Source organism: Pectobacterium parmentieri (assembly GCF_001742145.1).
Lineage (GTDB): Bacteria > Pseudomonadota > Gammaproteobacteria > Enterobacterales > Enterobacteriaceae > Pectobacterium > Pectobacterium parmentieri.
Genome location: NZ_CP015749.1, coordinates 1766139 through 1783931, shown reverse-complemented (window position 1 = coordinate 1783931; position 17793 = coordinate 1766139). Strand labels below are relative to the sequence as shown.

The 17793-nt window shown below is 48.2% G+C and carries 15 protein-coding genes; 14 read left to right on the top strand and 1 reads right to left on the bottom strand.

Translation table 11 applies throughout. The features are described from left to right. Positions 1–43: 43 nt before the first annotated feature. The 11 genes from A8F97_RS07915 (at position 44) to A8F97_RS24975 (ending at position 13223) form a co-directional block, all read left to right on the top strand. The gene (locus A8F97_RS07915) at positions 44–1708 is read left to right on the top strand and encodes a terminase (RefSeq protein ID WP_033072021.1); all 1665 of its coding nucleotides are present in this window, start codon (positions 44–46) and stop codon (positions 1706–1708) included. Beyond that, entirely contained in the window at positions 1708–3840 is a 2133-nt protein-coding gene (locus tag A8F97_RS07910) for a portal protein (RefSeq protein WP_050512653.1), read from the top strand. Before A8F97_RS07915 ends, A8F97_RS07910 begins: the two co-directional genes overlap by 1 nt. 27 nt (positions 3841–3867) lie before the next feature. Next, complete coding sequence (locus tag A8F97_RS07905) at positions 3868–4695, top strand: DUF2971 domain-containing protein (protein ID WP_050512654.1); 828 nt, start codon at positions 3868–3870, stop codon at positions 4693–4695. Positions 4696–4923: 228 nt separating this feature from the next. Continuing rightward, positions 4924–5973, top strand: coding sequence for a hypothetical protein (locus A8F97_RS07900; protein WP_033071442.1), 1050 nt, complete (start codon positions 4924–4926; stop codon positions 5971–5973). A gap of 60 nt (positions 5974–6033) precedes the next feature. Beyond that, the gene (locus tag A8F97_RS07895) at positions 6034–7257 is read left to right on the top strand and encodes a N4-gp56 family major capsid protein (protein ID WP_033071443.1); all 1224 of its coding nucleotides are present in this window, start codon (positions 6034–6036) and stop codon (positions 7255–7257) included. Positions 7258–7318: 61 nt separating this feature from the next. Beyond that, positions 7319–7702, top strand: coding sequence for a hypothetical protein (locus A8F97_RS07890; protein WP_033071444.1), 384 nt, complete (start codon positions 7319–7321; stop codon positions 7700–7702). Positions 7703–7758: 56 nt separating this feature from the next. Then, a complete protein-coding gene (locus A8F97_RS07885; protein ID WP_033071445.1) occupies positions 7759–8196 on the top strand; it encodes a hypothetical protein in 438 nt (145 codons plus the stop codon). Next, positions 8196–8777, top strand: a complete 582-nt coding sequence (locus A8F97_RS07880; RefSeq protein ID WP_033071446.1) for a hypothetical protein — start codon at positions 8196–8198, stop codon at positions 8775–8777. The genes A8F97_RS07885 and A8F97_RS07880 overlap by 1 nt, the downstream gene beginning before the upstream one ends. Further along, complete coding sequence (locus A8F97_RS07875) at positions 8777–9439, top strand: phage adaptor protein (RefSeq protein WP_033071447.1); 663 nt, start codon at positions 8777–8779, stop codon at positions 9437–9439. Before A8F97_RS07880 ends, A8F97_RS07875 begins: the two co-directional genes overlap by 1 nt. Further along, entirely contained in the window at positions 9436–11748 is a 2313-nt protein-coding gene (locus A8F97_RS07870) for a phage tail fiber protein (RefSeq protein ID WP_050512655.1), read from the top strand. The genes A8F97_RS07875 and A8F97_RS07870 overlap by 4 nt, the downstream gene beginning before the upstream one ends. A gap of 146 nt (positions 11749–11894) precedes the next feature. Further along, positions 11895–13223: a colicin-like pore-forming protein gene (locus tag A8F97_RS24975; protein WP_269150521.1), complete on the top strand. Its 1329-nt coding sequence runs from the start codon at positions 11895–11897 to the stop codon at positions 13221–13223. Between the two features lie 71 nt (positions 13224–13294). On the opposite strand, the gene cui is transcribed toward A8F97_RS24975, so the two are convergent. Continuing rightward, positions 13295–13804 carry a colicin immunity protein Cui gene (gene cui, locus A8F97_RS07860; protein ID WP_033071448.1) on the bottom strand — a complete coding sequence of 170 codons (510 nt, stop codon included), beginning with the start codon at positions 13802–13804 and terminating at the stop codon, positions 13295–13297. Positions 13805–14109: 305 nt separating this feature from the next. Here cui and A8F97_RS07855 point away from each other — a divergent pair, with 305 nt between their 5' ends. Genes A8F97_RS07855 through A8F97_RS07845 form a run of 3 tightly spaced genes read left to right on the top strand, consistent with a single transcriptional unit; the run spans position 14110 to position 17789 of the window. Next, positions 14110–15735 carry a hypothetical protein gene (locus tag A8F97_RS07855; RefSeq protein ID WP_033071449.1) on the top strand — a complete coding sequence of 542 codons (1626 nt, stop codon included), beginning with the start codon at positions 14110–14112 and terminating at the stop codon, positions 15733–15735. After that, positions 15732–17396, top strand: a complete 1665-nt coding sequence (locus tag A8F97_RS07850; protein WP_050512656.1) for a phage tail tip fiber protein — start codon at positions 15732–15734, stop codon at positions 17394–17396. Before A8F97_RS07855 ends, A8F97_RS07850 begins: the two co-directional genes overlap by 4 nt. A gap of 21 nt (positions 17397–17417) precedes the next feature. After that, positions 17418–17789 carry a hypothetical protein gene (locus tag A8F97_RS07845; RefSeq protein WP_033071450.1) on the top strand — a complete coding sequence of 124 codons (372 nt, stop codon included), beginning with the start codon at positions 17418–17420 and terminating at the stop codon, positions 17787–17789. The last annotated feature ends 4 nt before the right edge of the window (positions 17790–17793 follow it).

Below are 17793 nucleotides of genomic sequence, written 5' to 3'. Positions count from 1 at the left end.
ACCGCACTATGATGCCAGTCTCGCAGAAGACGAGCTGGACGGAATGACCGAGGCGCAGCAGCGCCTTTTTATTTTGTCAAAATTGAGCAATCCGTGGTGGCGGCTCAACAATCTGTACAAGATCGAGAATGAAAAAGGCCAATTGGTCACGTTTCGGATGCGTCCGGCACAGCGTCGTTTGTTCAAGCACATGCATTACCGCAACATCATTCTTAAGGCGCGTCAGCTCGGTTTCTCCACTGCGATTGATATCTACCTGCTCGATCAGGCGCTATTCAACAAGAACATCAAGTGCGGGATCATTGCGCAGGATAAGACCGCCGCGGGCGAAATCTTCCGTACCAAGATATCGATACCGTTCGACAATCTACCTGGCTGGTTACGTTCATCTTTCAAGATTACCGAGCGACGCAGCGGGGCGAATGGCGGCTATATCCTGTTTTCTCACGGCTCCAGCATTCAGGTAGCCACGTCTTTCCGCTCAGGTACGGTTCAGCGTCTGCACATTTCTGAGCATGGAAAAATCTGCGCCAAGTATCCGGCGAAAGCCAAAGAGGTGCGAACCGGTACGCTGAACGCGGTGCATGACGGCTGCATCGTGTTTGACGAATCCACGGCGGAAGGTGTGGGCGGCGACTTCCATACCATGAGCACGAGGGCGCTTGAACTGGCGCAATCCGGCGTTGATCTGACGATGCAGGATTACAAGTTTCATTTCTATCCGTGGTTTGACGATCCGAAATACGTTGCACCCGTTCCGGCCGGAGGTCTGCGCCTGAGTAAATATCATCAGGAATATTTTGCTGCAGTGGAAGCGGCAACGCGTGCCACGCTGAGTGCTGAGCAAAAGCAGTGGTATATCCGCAAAGAGGTCGAGCAGGGTGAGGAAATGAAACAGGAATTTCCTTCCACGCCGCAGGAAGCCTTCTTAACCTCTGGCCGCCGTGTGTTCCCTGCGATCAATGTGATGTATGCCGAAGGGCGTTGTAGCCCACCGCTGATTGTCTATGACGTAGAGCCGGAAACCGGTAAGCGCACAAAGGTGCAGGCACTGCGTGGCGGCGATAAAGAAGAACTTCAGCGCACGTTGCAAAATCATCTACTAGTCTGGGAATTGCCGGATCCCGATGAAGATTACGCTATCGGTGCGGATATCGCCGAAGGACTGGAAAACGGTGACCGATCTTCATTTGATGTCGTGAAGAAATCGACAGGCGAACAGGTAGCGCATTGGTTCGGTCATCTGGATGCTGAATTGTTCGCGCAACTGCTGGCGCACATCGGCAAGTGGTACAACACCGCCTACATCGGACCAGAACGAAATAACCACGGTCATGCGGTATTGCAGAAGTTGCGTGATATTTACCCCGTCCGCGCTATTTATGCCGAGCAGCACCTCGATCGCGATAACGACGATGAAACGCCGAAGCTGGGCTGGCTGACGACCAAGCAGAGTAAGCCGGTGGTAACTGAGGGGCTGAAAACGTTACTGCGTGAAAAGGCCAGCGGCATTCGTTGGATCGGCACAATCAATGAACTGAATACCTATGTCTATGACGCTAAAGGCAGCATGGGCGCACAAACCGGTTGTTTCGATGACCAGGTGATGAGCTATGCCATTGCGCAGGAAATGCGTGCTCGTATGCCAGCCAGACCGAAACTGAAACCTATCGACCGTTCTAAACCTACTCACTGGATGTCACATTAATGAACACAGCCGCTATTGAAGCTGAGGCCAAGCCACAGCAGCAGGATAATCGCGATCGTTTTACGCAGCGTCAATTACTGGATATTTCATCGGATATTGACGCGCAACCGGACTGGCGTACTACGGCAAATACCGCCTGTGCGTATTACGACGGCGATCAGCTTGCACCGGAAGTGGTGGCGAAGCTGCGCGAGCGCGGCCAGCCGCTGACTATGCACAATCTTATCGCGCCAACCATCGATGGCGTATTGGGCATGGAGGCGAAGACACGCACGGATTTAATGGTTATCGCTGACGATCCCGATGAGGAAATGGAACAACTGGCCGATGCGGTCAATGCGGAGTTTTCTGACGTCTGTCGCTTGTCGAATATAAATAAGGCGCGTTCTGATGCTTACGCTGAGCAGATCAAGGCGGGGTTGTCGTGGGTTGAGGTGCGTCGCAATAGCGATCTGTTTGGTTCGCGTTACAAGGTCGGGACCGTTCACCGCAATGAAGTGTTTTGGGACTGGCATAGTCGCGAGGCCGACATGAGTGATTGCCGTTGGCTGATGCGCAAGCGCTGGTTGGACGTGGATGAAGTGAAAGCGACCTTTCCTAATATGTCACAGGTTATCGACTACTCGATCAATGAGTGGCGCGGGTTTGTGGATACTGATATTGCCGAAGGGCAAGAGTCCGCCTTAATCAGTGCTTATGACGAATATCAGCAGTGGAGCCGCAAGGATACGGAATGGGTATCCGCAAACCGTAAGCGCGTTATGTTGCAGGTGATCTACTATCGCACATACCAGCGGGTGCCGGTGCTTGAACTGTCCAATGGTCGCGTTATCCAATTTGATAAAAACAATGTGATGCACGCCGTGGCGCTGGCGACTGGACGTGTGTCGGTGGTGATGTCTCGCGTTAGTCGGATTCGCGAAGCGTGGTTTGTCGGGCCGCACTTTCTGGGTGACCGCTTGTGTTCCGCGCCACAAGGCATGTTCCCGTTAGTGCCGTTCTGGGGCTATCGTAAGGACAAAACGGGTGCACCGTATGGTCTAGCCTGCCGTGCGATCCCTGCTCAGGATGAAGTGAACTTCCGCCGTATCAAATTAACCTGGCTGCTACAGGCCAAGCGCATCATCAAGGATGCTGATGCGACAAATATGACAGATAAGCAGTTGGCTGAAGAAGTTGAACGCCCGGATGGCGTGATTAACCTCAATCCTAACAGGCACAATAAAACGACCGCCGCCGATGCGCTGAATATTCAGCAAGATTTTCAGGTAGCGCAGCAGCAGTTCCAGGTCATGCAGGAAAGTATGAAACTGATTCAGGATGGCATGGGGGTGTACTCAGCATTTCTGGGGCAGGATACCAGTGCTTCTTCTGGTGTGGCGATCAGTAATCTGGTCGAGCAAGGCGCTACAACACTGGCGGAAATCAACGATAACTATCAGTTTGCCTGCCAGCAGGTTGGGCAATTGCTGCTGTCGTATTTGCTGGAGGATCTGACGCGCCGGCGGAATTATTCCGTTGTGGTGAACCGTGACGATCCTCGTCGCCGCAAGTCCGTCACCATCAATGAAGAATCCGAGGTCGATGGCGGCATGACTAACGATATTTCCCGCCTGCGTGCGCATATTGCGCTTGCGCCGATCCAGCAAACCCCAGCCTATAAATCGCAACTGGCCGAGCGTATGTCGCAAGTCATCACCGGCTTGCCGCCGCAGGTACAAGCCACGGTGCTGGATATGTGGGTCGAGTTGTTAGACGTGCCGAAGAAAGCCGAGTTTATCGAACGTATCCGCAGTGCGCTGGGTACGCCGAAAGCGCCGGATGAAATGACACCTGAAGAACAGCAGGCGGCTCAGCAGCAACAGCAGTTGCAGGCGCAGCAGCAAGACCTGGCGATGCGTGAGATAGCAGGGAAGGTGGCAAAACTGGAGGCCGAGGCGCAACGTATTGCGGCGGCGGCTCAGCGTGAGCAAATCTTAACAAGCAGCCAGCGCTTTGATGATGCGAAAACGCAGGCAGAAACGGGTCGCATTCTTCAGGATATGGAGAACACGACGCGGGAGGTTGAGGTATTGAATACGCAGATGATGCAGACCATTCAGGGACAGATTGATTCAATTCCGATAGACTAAATTAGTCTAATGAATAAGGAGATTTTTGTGGGTATTATTTACCATTATTGCAGCCCTGAAGCATTTATTAGTATTGCCAAGAATAAAAAATTGTGGTTAAGCGCTACTAATAATATGAATGATTCGGCAGAGGGGGTGTGGTTGATAGAGACATTAAAAAAAGTATTATCTATCAATGTCAATTCAATTAATCGTTCTTCTCGTGATTATATTTACAACCATTTGTTCTTAAACAATAACATAAAGTTCATTTCGTGCTTCTCTAAAGAAAATGATCTGCTAAGTCAGTGGAGAGCGTATGCCCAAGACGGAGAAGGTGTTGCTATAGGATTCGATGAAGATAAGTTTGAATTGTCTTCTGGGTTTGCATCTAATCATCCAGACCCAAAGGAAAGCATAAAGATAAATGATGTTTTATATTTAAATAATGTCGAGCTAGAGGCCGCGATTATTCAGATATTAAGAAAACACGGCATTATCCTCAGTGATGGGAAAGATGAAATCTCATCAGAGATGTTAGTCAAACTAAGCGCTGAATTAAGTTTTTTATCCACAATAGTTAAAAATGTATCATTTAAAGAAGAAAAAGAAAAAAGAATTACATATTCAACCTTAGTAATGGGGAATGGTGAGGACAATAGTACAGTAATACTCTATCCATTCGGTGAGATGCATTATCGTATATCCGGTTCTTTTCTAACTTCATATTTTGAATTTGGTTTTAAAAATGATGCGATTGTTGAAACAATTCGCGGGCCTAAAAATAAATTCTCTCAGTATGATATTGAAACTTTTATGGGATTAAATGGATTAGGATTGGCACGAGCTCATAGAAGTACTGCAACCTACAGGTAGAGGTTGCTTTGAGCATGAATACGCGCTAAATTCGCGAAAGATACCGGAGTATGCCTTAAAAAGCTGCTCCGGTTTTTTTATACCACAAAATCAGTATCGGCCACCTTCGGGTGGTTTTTTTGTTTGTGCAGATAAGCACTTTAGCAATAGAGCGCTTATTCGCATGGGCAGCGATACGCCTTTTCCCTTTCGGATCTATCCGACAAATAGACATGCAGGAGTAATGACGTGAGTGTTGATATTAATAATTTAACGGGTGAAGAGACAGCGGAAGAGCTGGAAGCATTGCTGAATGGCTTGGGTGATGTGGATATTTCTGATGATACGGTGGGGGAGGTAACCATTACCGGACAAACCACCGCCGATGATCTGAATAAGCAGCAGGAAAATAAGGGCGATACCATCACGCTGACGCCGGGCGTAGCTGCGCAACCACAGACAACCACAACTCAACAGCCAGCCGTTGCTGATGAAGGTAATGGCTCTGCGAAAAGTATTATCAGCCGCGATGGAAAACACACCATTCCTTATGGCGTGCTGGAAGCAGAACGTGCCGAAAAGCAACGACTGTCTGAAGCAAATCAGCGAGCGTCTACGGAACTGGCTGAAGCTCGGCGGCAACTGGAAGTCTTTACGCGCCAGATTAACGCCGCTGGTTTACAGCCTGCTCAACTGCCGGAGAAAGCGCAGATTACACCAGAGCAGATCGCGACAGTTCGCGAGAGCTTCCCCGAGGTGGCGAATGTGCTTGATGCGCTGACGCAGAAAGTGGAATACCTGCAATCTGCTCAGCCAACCCCGGTAGTTCCTCAATCTGTTAATGACAACCCCGTGATGGCGGCACTGGATGCTACGGCAGAACTGAAAAGCTGGCAAAGCAGCGATCCAGACCGTTTCACACTGGCGGTACATATCGATGAAACACTCAAACTTGATCCCGCATGGAAAGATAAACCGTTAGCTGAACGATTCAGTGAAGTCGAGAAGCGAACCCGCGCTGCTTATGGCGAGACTGTGGAGAGTGCACCTCAACAGCCTACACAAGCCGCGCAACAGCAACCGACCACCGCAGAACTTCAGCAAAAAGCAGCAGACCTGCTGGCGAAAGCGAATGCCTCGTCACAACTGCCTGCATCACCGTCCGATGTCGGCTCAACAACGCAACACAGTGCATCGCCACTGGAGCAGGCGGCTAATGCCGATCCTGATCAATTGCAGGCGATGTTTGCTGGCATGACTGATGCGCAGATTGAGGCGCTGTTAGAACAAGCCATCTGACGTTACTTACTCACATCATCCAACCCGCAGTGTGCGGGTTTTTCTTTTTAGGGAATCAACATGACTACCATTACCTCCGCCCAGGCGAATAAGTTGATGCAGGTTGCGCTGTTTACCGCAGCCAACCGCAACCGCTCATTCGTTAACATCATGACGGAACAGCAGGAAGCGCCAAAGGCGGTAACGCCGGATAAAAAAGGCGTGAAGCAAACCAGCTATACCGCGCCAGTAGTGCGCATTACCGATCTGCAAAAATCCAAGGGCGATGAAGTGGATATGCAGATCGTCCACAAGCTCAGCAAGCGCCCGACGATGGGCGATGCGAAGCTGGAAGGGCGCGGTGAAAACCTCGCGTTCGCGGATTTCTCGCTTAAGATCAATCAGGGCCGCCACCTGGTTGATGCGGGCGGGAAAATGTCAGAACAGCGTTATAAGCACAATCTGAACAAAACCGGGCGCACCTTGCTGGGCACGTACTTTAATGACCTGCAAGATCAGTGCGCAACGGTGCATCTGGCGGGCGCACGCGGTGATTTTATCGCCGATGACACCATTCTGCCGCTGGCAGGACACAGTGAGTTCGGCAAAATCATGATCAACGACGTGCTGCCGCCAACCTACGATCGCCATTTTTATGCCGGTGACGCAACCAGCTTTGAAGGTCTGGATGCTGCCGATCTGTTTACGCTGGGCGTGGTCGATAATCTCTCTCTGTTTATCGATGAAATGGCGCATCCACTCCAGCCCGTCAAAATGTCGAAAGACGACATGGCGAACGACGATCCGTATTACGTCCTGAACGTGACGCCACGCCAGTGGAACGACTGGTATACGTCCACCTCTGGTAAAGACTGGCAGGCGATGCTGTCTCGCGTTATGCAGCGATCTAAAGGCTTCGACCATCCGTTGTTCAAAGGTGAGTGTGCGATGTGGCGTAACATCCTGGTGCGTAAATACACCGGGATGCCGATTCGCTTCAACACAGGTTCTCAGGTCGCGGTTTCCAATAACGATCTGGCTGCGACGGTAGCGCAGAAGGAAGCGAAAACCACCATTGACCGCGCCATCTTGCTGGGCGGTCAGGCGCTGGCGAACGCTTACGGTACGGGCGAAGGCGGCGGCCACTTCGGCTACCACGAAGAGAAGGTGGATCATGGTAACGGCACAGAGATTTCAGTTCGTTGGATTAACGGCCTGAAGAAAATCCGCTTCCAGCAGAAAGATGGCCGTATGAGTGACCACGGCATCATCGTCGTCGATTCCGCGATCTCTACGGGTCGTTAATCTATCCCTCTCATAACAGCAGGCTTCGGCCTGCTGCTTTGCTTTATCAGGAGAAAATTTTATGGCAACGATTCAAGCGCCGTCCATGCGTGATGCGGTGTACCAAGGTCCACAGGGCAACCTGTCTTTGGCAGAAAGCCAGATTGTGCTGGCTGCCGCAGCCGTCGGCGATATTGTCGAACTGCTGGAAATGCCGATCGGTATGCGTATCTGTTCCATTGATGTGGTCAGTGAAGCGTTGGGCGCGGGCGTAACAGTGGAAGTAAAAAGCGGTACACATACGCTTATCGCGGCGGCCAGCCATGCCGATGCGGTGGCGAAATCTGTACCTGTAGTACCGTATAGCACGGCGGCCAGCGGTGAGAAAATTACCGCCATGATTGCCGGAGGTGCCGCAACGGGGCGTCTGGTCATCAATGTGAAATATGTCGCGGTAGGCTATTAAGCCACTTCCAACATTATCCAGCCCACTTCGGTGGGCTTTTTTATAAGGATTCAAAGATGGCAGAGATTTCTGTTGTGTACATTGGTGATAAAGATAAAAAGCGCGATACCGTAACAGGTAGCCGCTTGATCTTTCCTCGGCTTAAACCTGTCAGTGTTGAAAGTGGGGTTGCGCATCAACTGCTGGAGTTTCCTACCGTGTGGGTACGTGAAGATCTAGTGAAATCGGTCTTGGCACAATCGGAGGAGGACGAGGCATTAAAAGTTCAACTGGCGGCGGAAGCGTTGGCACGCCAGCAGGCTGAAGCGGCGGCAAATAGCTGGGTAGTCAAAATCGGTAACGATGATGTTGATTTGGCAAAATTGACTTCCGTCCAACTGGCGACGCTGGTTGAAGCGGAGGACCTGGCAGATCTGAAACAAGGTGCTCAGGAAAAAGTTGATGATTTCCGTGCACGCGTGCGTGAAGCTATCAAAGTAAAGGGCGCTGAATAATGGCATCGCTTGACGCATTTCTGCCAGCGATCCGTAAGCATATTAGCGGTCCGCTAGACTTCATGATGCGGCAATCGGTACTGGAAGCTGCTATCACGTTTTGCCGCGAGTCGTTGTTTTGCCGTGAATCACTGGCGCTGGCAGAGATTGAAGCTGGTGTAACGCTCACGCTGACGGAGAGTTTGGAAGTGAAGTGCGTCAAGCGTTTGCGGGTCACCGATACCAGCAACCCTGATGATCCGTCCACACTGGTTGCGGGTGTAGATTTTACCGTGATTTCAGCGAATCACATCGCGTTTACGCGCCCGTTTGGCCACATCATCATTCTCTTTGCTGTGGAGCCCCGGCGTACTGCGGATGCGGTGCCGGATGCGTTGGCTGATGATTACACGGATGTGATTGCTGCCGGTGCGTTAGAAGACCTCTACTTGATGCCGGGCAAACCGTGGAGCGATCCGCAACGAGCCGCCTATTTTAGATCTATCTTCACCGACGGCTATCGACGAGCCTATCGTGATTCGCTTGATAACTCTCCGATAACCGGCTTCCACAACCCCGTCCGTAAACACGAATTCTACTAATGACAACGATTAACGACATTATCGGCAGAGCAAACTCGCAACTGCTGGATTCGCTGTGGCTGCGCTGGCCTAAATCCGAACTTCTGGATTATTACAATGATGCGATTAACGCTGTCATCATCATTCGGCCAGATGCCGGGGCGTCAATTGAGACATTCGATTGCGTGCCGGGTACGCGGCAACATTTGCCTGATGGTGCAATACGGTTGCTGGAAATTACGCGAGTCATCGGAGAACGTGCTATTCAGCCGTTTCCGCGTGACGCGCTCGATTATCAGTATCCCGATTGGCACAGCATTACGGGTCCGATTGAACGCTATTGTTACGACGAGCAGACGCCTAAAAGCTTCTTTGTATTCCCCGGCGCATTGGCGGGTGCCCAGTTGGAAATCAACGTAGCGCGTTTGCCTTCTCCTGCCAATATTGCCGATCTGTCGCCGCAGAACGCCCGGTCATTCCCTCTTGATGAACTATATTTTAACCCTGTTCTTGAATTCATCCTGTTTCGCGCCTACGGCAAAGACGCAGAAAACGGCAATAACGCGATGTTGTCATCCCAGCACTATCAAACCTTTGTCGATCTGCTGGGCGTTAAATCACAAACTGATACCGCTGCCGGGCAGAAAAAGCAGGCGCAATATAACGGGAGTTCGCAAGCGTGAGTGTATTAATCAGTGGCGTGTTAATGAATCCGGCAGGTGTACCTGTTTCCGGTGCTGAAGTTACCTTTAGTGCACTGACCAACGGGCCCTCGGTATTGAACGGTTTCTCTGCATCCGTCATGACCGATCAGGATGGTAATTACTCTATTCCGTTGGAGATCTGCGAGTACGCCATTTCAATCCAGAGCGATGGTTACAATTCGGTCTATGGTTCGGTTTCTATTAATGAGAAGTCGACACCGGCGACGATCAATGAATTATTAAAACTGGCAGCGATGGAACAAACCGTTACGCCAGCGATCATTGTCTATTTCCGCGAAATCCAAACCGACGTTGCCGCGAAGTTGGCTACGATACAGACGTTGGGTACTAATGCGGCAGATGCTGCGAGTACCGCCATTGCAGCCAAAAATGAGGCAGTTCAGTACGCCCAGGCTCTCAGCGCGGCGGTAGCTCAGGCACAGCAAGCCAGCGCGTCAGCGACTGCTTCAGCCAATACAGCTACGGCTGCTAAAAATTCGGCTGAGACGGCGGCGGGAAATGCTCAGGCAACATTTGCTGGTGCAATGAAGAAATCCGCCAACGGGGCTGATATTGTTAACCCTGCCGCGTTTCGTGAAAACATTGGCCTGAGTAATGCAATGCTGAAGGGGGAATTCGGCTGGGGCGGTAGTACGCCAAGCATCACTGCACCGACGTTAAATGATTTTTTCGTCATTAATAAAGCTGCCAGTGGTTTATACAGCGCTGACCCCGCCGTTGTTGCGGGGCTCCCGCCGGGCTACGGACCGTGCATTCTCACGTGGACTTCAGGAACCCTAGGGGCGTACGGCGAGTTAACGGCGGTCGATGTGACCAATAGCAACCATCGAGCCGCAAGAAACGTGCTCACCGCTGAGGTTTGGCAGGGCTGGGATTACATTCCGCAATATAAAAACGATGACCCCGGATTTGTTCGCAATGCACTCGCCAATGAATACCAAACTGAATCAGATTTTATGTATTCATTACGTCTTCAGCAAAACATAGGCAGCAGCTTAGTTAACGGGGATAACTGGAGATCGTTCGTAAATGTCAGGCACCGAGGGGGCCAAGGCACTGATAGTCCCGACTGGGGGTATGCAATTATCGATGAGAATATGACTCAGGGGAATTATAACTCGTTCAAATTGTGGAAGACCCAAGCCGGGGTGTGGCTACCACCAGTAGTTTTATGGCATACAGGGAATTTGGCACCGTTTACGCTTGACACTGATCAGGATATAACAGGGGTGAAATACTTTCGAAGAGATGGCAACGCTTTCAATTTGAGGCCGTCGCCAAACCATTCATCTTATATTTTTTGCCAGGACACCGCCGACAAAAATAAATGGTATATAGGGACAGGTGCAGACAACAGCAACAATGCCGAGTTTTACAATTATATTGGTAGAACAGGTATAGAATTGACTGCGTTTGGTGATGTTAATCTTGTGGCTCCCAGCAATGCTCTCATTAACAATAATATTGTGTGGCATGAGGGGAATCTTCAGAAACCCGCAAACCTAAACACTAGTCAGACCTTTACTGGAGATAAAGTATTCACAACACAGACATCAGTACGCGGGGCTTGGCCTTCATTTTTATTTTTCAATTCAGATATTCCGCCAACAACAGTCGGACATTTAACACGCATTGAAATCAGCATAGACGGAGCTATTACACTAATAAGTAGGAACGCAACAGACACTATCGGGCAGAGGGTTATAACATTCCCGAAAATAACTGGCGGAAACGTTCTAGTCACGGGCAATAACGTGGTAGCTGATTCGGGCGGATTCTATAAAACCGCATCTCCCGTCATCAACATCTACGCCGACGGTTCATTTACTACTACACATGAAGCGATTGGCGTTAATGTCGAACGGTTGAGCGAGGGGGTTTATAAAATCACCGGCTGTCAGGGTATGCACTCGGATGCGGCGTGGAATGGTATAGACGGCGGCGTCAGCAATCCGAAATGCCGGAACGACAAAGCGCTGCTGTGGAACAATTATGAGGTCGCTGAGGACGGTTCCGTCACTGTCTACACGTTCCACCGAGTTCACCCTGATGCGATGCCGTTTGCGCAAAACCGTTTGACGCTGGATAAACAGCCATTTGACGCTAAAAAGGGACACAAACTCGAAGAAACATGGCCGGATCAGTCGCCTATTGATGTTCCACGCGGCGCATTCATTCAAGTCCGCGTGAACATGCCAGGGCGCATCGAGCCGTATCACGCAATCAGCCACAGCAACGTTTACTGCAATACTATATTCCTCGCTTAGTAATGAAAATTAGTTTTTTTAATTAATGGGATAAGAAAGACGTCCATCAATTGACATCAACGGGAATATTACATACAGTTTTTACTGTATGTATGTACAGTGAAATTGTTTTTAATTTCCATTTGACTAATCAAGGATATATTATCATGACACAACCTTCATATTACAAAGATGGCGTTCCCTTTGATTCTACTGGGCAGGTAATTATTACGATCACAGGGGGGCCGACAGGTTCTTATCTAAATCCGTCATCAAATCCTAATGCATCAAGACCGGTATATGTAAACTGGCCAGGAATTAATGTTCCACATGGAGGCGGTGGGATTGTGAATTATAATCCTCGTAATCTACCTTTTTCCGGTTTATATTCCCTCCGAGAAGGGCAGAAGAAAATTAATCAATTTTTGGAGCAAGCTAGAAATGCCTACCCGAAAAATGTTGAGCAAGTAAAAGAAGAAGCAAACACGCTATTAAAAAACTTAAGAGAATCAGGGCTTATTGGTAACTCTGAAATTAATTTAGCCGCAAACTCTCTACAGGAATCTGTCGACTCCTTGCAGGTAAATATTGAGTTAACCAAGTCGGGGGAGCTGCTAGTTAATAGTAAAACAAATGAGACTGAAAAAACTTTCATTGATTTTATGAATAACAATAAACTTTCGAATTTTATCGGAAAACCTGACGATATGATTGATTTGGCTATAGCGACTACCGGCCAATGGTTTCATCGGTTATGGGATAGAACTGTACCACCAACGTTCGTTGAGGAAATTAAAGAAAAAAATAATCTTGTGACTTATCTTGATCGAGTGAAAATCGTAAATGATGATGTGTTAGATAAAAAAGAAAAATTAAATAACATTAAAAATTCATTTGAGGTCGAAAATGAGGTGCTTACAAAAACCAGTGAATTAATTGTAGGGATGGGGCAGGAAGTTGGTAGTCATTTAGGTGATAAGTATAAAGCTATCGCGGATGAAATAGCTGGTGATATCAGAAATTTTCAGGGAAAGAAAATCAGAAGTTTTGATGATGCGATGAAATCATTAGATAAAATCACATCAAATCCAGAAATGAAAATCAATAAATCCGATAGGGACGCACTTATTAATGCATGGAAACATGTTGATGCCCAAGATATGGCAAATAAACTTGGCAACCTTGGCAAGGCGTTCAAGGTAGCAGACGTGGTGATAAAAATCGGAAAGGTTAGAGAAAAAAGCATTGAGGGCTATGAGACTGGCAACTGGAGCCCATTAATGTTAGAGGTGGAATCTTGGGTGTTGAGTGGGGTTGCATCTGGTGTTGCGTTGGGGATCCTTGCTTACGTAGCTCCAGCTATTGCAATGACTGTAGGATTGCCTGTGTCCGCGATAATGATAGCAGGGATTATAGGGATTGGTTTGGTAGCATCATTTATAGATGACAAATTTGCTGATAAATTAAATAATGAACTAATTCGCCCTGTGCATTAAACATTGTGGCAGGTGGCTGACACCTGCCATTTAACATTATCAATGTTTAACTATGACTTTTGTTATCTTTATCACTTTCCTTTGAAAAAAGAAATAATAAAACTAAGATAATATACGGTAAAAATATAACAAACTGAAAATATTGAAATATAGAAAAATGTAAGTAGATAGTCATTTTCCGATATTACCTTTAGCCAGTTCCTTGAATCATTAAGTTCCTTGTTGTGAGCTAGTAATAAAATTGTGATTGTGAAGTACAAAACTGAAAATAAAATAAATACCCAGACTAATTTTTGGGTTGTCATTATTTTCTTGAATTCAAAGTGGCGGTATGATACTGCTATGAATAACAACGCCAGTAATGGTGATGCTTTGCAGTAAATATCCATGGCCTTACTCATTAGCAGGCTTTTATTGGATGTGATTGTTGGGAGGTTTTTGAAAGTTGCAGCGAATTCATTAAGGATTAGAGCATCGGGGTTGTTTAAATGAATGATGAGGATTATGAATAAAGGTATTATTCCAATAATCAGTAAAAAAAACATTCTTTTCTCAATGCTATCGGTTCCTTGTTTACTCATTTTTTAATCCCTCCAAGTATGTAAAGTTTGATGCATGGTTTTTAACTATGAAGAAATAGGATACTATTTTTAGTAAAAAGAAGTAAATTTGAATAATCTCAATGTTTGCATTTCTGATTAAATCTATGGTGCTGCTTGTGATTCATGAAGCAATTGAGCACTTATGCTAACAGGGGAGCACAGAATATGAGTTTATTTAGTGGCTGTTAAGCCTTGCCACAGTGAGTTATACGCGCTAAATTCCCCAAAGATACCAAGCCTCGCCTTAAAAGCGGGGCTTTTTTGTTTTCTGTTTCAGGATACCCATGGCGACCATCGATATCACCACAATGCGCGGAACTATGCCACGCGTTGCTGAACACCTTTTGCCTGAATCTAACGCGACGGTAGCGGAGAACTGTCACTTTCGGCATGGCGTTATCACTCCTATGCTGGATGATACCGACCAGGGCAAGACCTTCACCTTCAAGCCCAAAACGATATTCCACTATCGAGATAGTTTTTGGTTTGCCTGGAGCAAGATCGTTGACGCGATCCGCAGTCCGGTCGCCAATGATGATTATGGGCGCGTTTACTATACCGACGATGAATTTCCAAAGGTTACCTCTGCGCAGGTCGCGACGGGCGGCAACGGCAATTATCCCGCCGCTTTTTTCCGTCTTGGCGTCCCGGTCCCAGCTAACGCGATCGTCATTGGCACAATCACGCCACCGGCTGACGTTAAAGAAGATGATCCTACTGATGATGAAACGCGTTTCTACACTGAAACCTATGTCACGGCATATGGTGAAGAGGGTCCGCCGGGGCCCGCCTCTGCGGAGCTGACGATAAAGTATTCTGGTAGTTCGATAGAACTACATTTGCAGCCGCCCGGACAGCAGAACAACAATATAACCAAACGCCGGATTTATCGTTCGGCGACCAGCAGTCAAGCGGCTGATTTCTTATTGGTGGCTGAACTGGACATTGCCGTTGGCGTATTTGTTGACGGTCTGTCAGATGCTCAGCTTAGCGCTTCACTGGAGACTTACGATTATTACATGCCGCCGGATGGCATGATCGGCTTGTGCATGATGTCTAACGGCATTGCTGCTGGTTTTAAAGGCAATCAGGTGATGTTCAGTGAAGCCTATTTGCCTTACGCATGGAAAGACAGCAACAAGCAGACCACGCAGGATGATGTTGTCGCGATCGCGCCAATAGGCACAACGTTGGTCGTCGGTACGAAAGGCATTCCCTATATTTTTTCAGGCATTACGCCGTCGAATATCACATCAACGCATTCCCTGATCGCGCTGTCCTGCGTCTCACGCCAATCGATGGTAACGATGGATGGCTTTGCTTTGTATGCCTCACCGAATGGTCTTGTTTCTATCAGTGCCGATGGCGCGGCAGCGATTGCCACGGCGAATATCATTGAGGCTAAGCAGTGGCGGAAAGATTTTAATCCGACAACTCTCCGAGCTTGGCGCGTGGAAAATGAATATCTGGCGTTGTATGACACAGATAACGGCGTGGCTGGGTTTATCTTCGATCCTGCCAGCATGGATATTCGCCACATCACGACATCGTTTGATACAGCCTATAACGATCCATCTGGTGACACGCTCTATATCGTGAAAGGGCGGCAGCTATATACGTTTAATGATGGCGCTTTCAACCTGAATATGCGCTGGCGGTCAAAGCAATATCTGGCTCCGGCGAATACGGCCTTTTCCTGCCTGCGAGTGATGAGTAATGCGTTATCGCACGTCGGCGTCATTCTGCATGTCGATGGTCGCGCAGCGTTGCATTTGCCGCCGGGCAGCCTGCGAGAGTCGTTAGTTAAGCTGCCTCCGATTCGTGGTAAACGCTGGCAGGTTGAAGTCTACGGCAGCGTGCAGGTTGACCGGATTACGTTAACTACATCGATGCAGGAAATGACAGCATGACGGCAAAGTTTAGAGCAGGTAAAGATCAGACGGCGGTTTTAGAGAATGTTGAAACGCTGACAGGCCAGCGTGGTGACGGACGCAATCGTGCGGTGACGTATGGTGATTTGGCAACGCTTGGTCTGGCTAATTTGCGTCAGCTCGGGGGTGGAAAGGTTGCTTTGACGCACGGTAATGGTTCGGGTGGTTCAAATGCAGGCGGCGGCGTGCAGAAGCCATCTAAACCTACTAATTTCAAAGCGACAGGCGGCTTCGCTTACGTGTTGCTTGAGTGGGACATGCCTAATTATCGCGGTCGGTCGCTGACGGAAATCTATCGTTCTCCTGAAGACAACCTGGCAAATGCTGTGCTGATCGCCAGCTCTGCGGCTGGTGTTTACGGCGACCCCGTAGATCCCGATTGGAAAGGGTACTACTGGATACGGCATGTTAATTCATTGGGCGATCCGGGACCGTTCAATGATTCAAAAGGTACTTTTGCACAAACACATCCCGATCCGGCGGCCATCATTGATGTTATTAAGGAGCAGTTAAATAAATCGCCACTGATTTCCAATCTTACTGAGAAGCTGGAAACAAATATAAAAAATATTGGCACGGTTGATTCAAACGTAAAAATATTGTCTGAGTCTGTTAACAAACAAAACAGTGCTATGGCAAAGCGGGTAACCGATGTTGAAACGTCATCACAAACCAATGCGTCAGCAGTAAGGGAGTTATCGCAGTCGGTATCTGAACGGTTTTCATCATCAGCAGAACGTGTTGAAAAGGTAGAAGCTGCAACGAGAGAAAATAATGCAGTGGTGCAGACAAACGCAAAAGCCATCACTGAAATAGATAAAAATGGCTCAGCGTCATATCGGGCGATGTGGAGTGCGAAAGCGCAAGCCGGAGATGTGACGGCAGGAATTGGTATTGTGGCCGGTCGTGATGCAAACGGTAATACCATTAGCCAGGTCGCGGTAGCTGCCAATCAATTCTTTATCTTCGACCCTAATCATCCCAACGATAAAACCACCTATGCGATCCCCTTTGCCGTCGTGGATGGCAAAGTGGTTATTGATGAATTGATCGCCAAAGATGCCGTAATTAAAATATTGGCTGCGCAAACTATTATTGCTGACAGCGTGAAGGCAGGAATTGAAATAGTTTCTCCGTTCATCAAAACAGCGCGGATTGAGAGCGGTAATTTCACCGTTGATCAGAACGGTAATATGACAGCTAAAAATGCCAAGATTGAAGGTGAGATAACTGCAACATCGGGTTCATTTACAGGTACGGTAAATGCAAAAGACGGTGTGTTTCGCGGAACGGTTTATGCAACAGATGGAGAATTTAGCGGAACGGTTTATGCAAATAAGATTGTAGGCGATGTCGTTAAGCCCATAATTCATGCAATCGGCTCAACAACGATTATACCGGCTGAGCCCTTTATAAGGCGGATTTTTTCATCTCCTGTAGTTCTGGCGACCAACGCCCCAAATGGTACTGTAAACATTTACTTTAATGGTAATAACGTTATGTCTGCATCTGCTGGCGGCGGAAGGTATAACAATGCGATAGCGATAGGTGTAATTTCTGCTAATGAGGAATTTAAAATAACAAGCGATCGCTGGGGCGAATCTCCACCGCAGGTTGTGTTTACAGTAATGAAATTTTAATGGCTAAATTGAATTTAAATTATGACAGAAATTGTGAAACAACTAATTAGTCGCGTCTCAATAGACAGCCGAGAGCCCAACTTAATCACCAACATCCAAAACGCCTGCCGTAAAAAGCAGGCGTTTTGCTTTGGTACGGATGATACGCGGATTGTTCTGCGGCCACTGAGTTACTACGGAATCCCATACGTGGTTGTGTGGCTGGGTGTCAGCACAAGAAAAGATGCACTGACCTACTGGCTGCCTCATGTTCAAGAGTTAACGCGTATGGCAGGTGGACGTTGGGCTGAGTTCTACACGGCAAGAAAGGGGTTCATTCGGGTAGCGCGGCGTCTTGGATTTGAGCGTCTTCCTGATGAGTTCGGGTTAATGAAATTCAAGATATCAGTATGAGGTG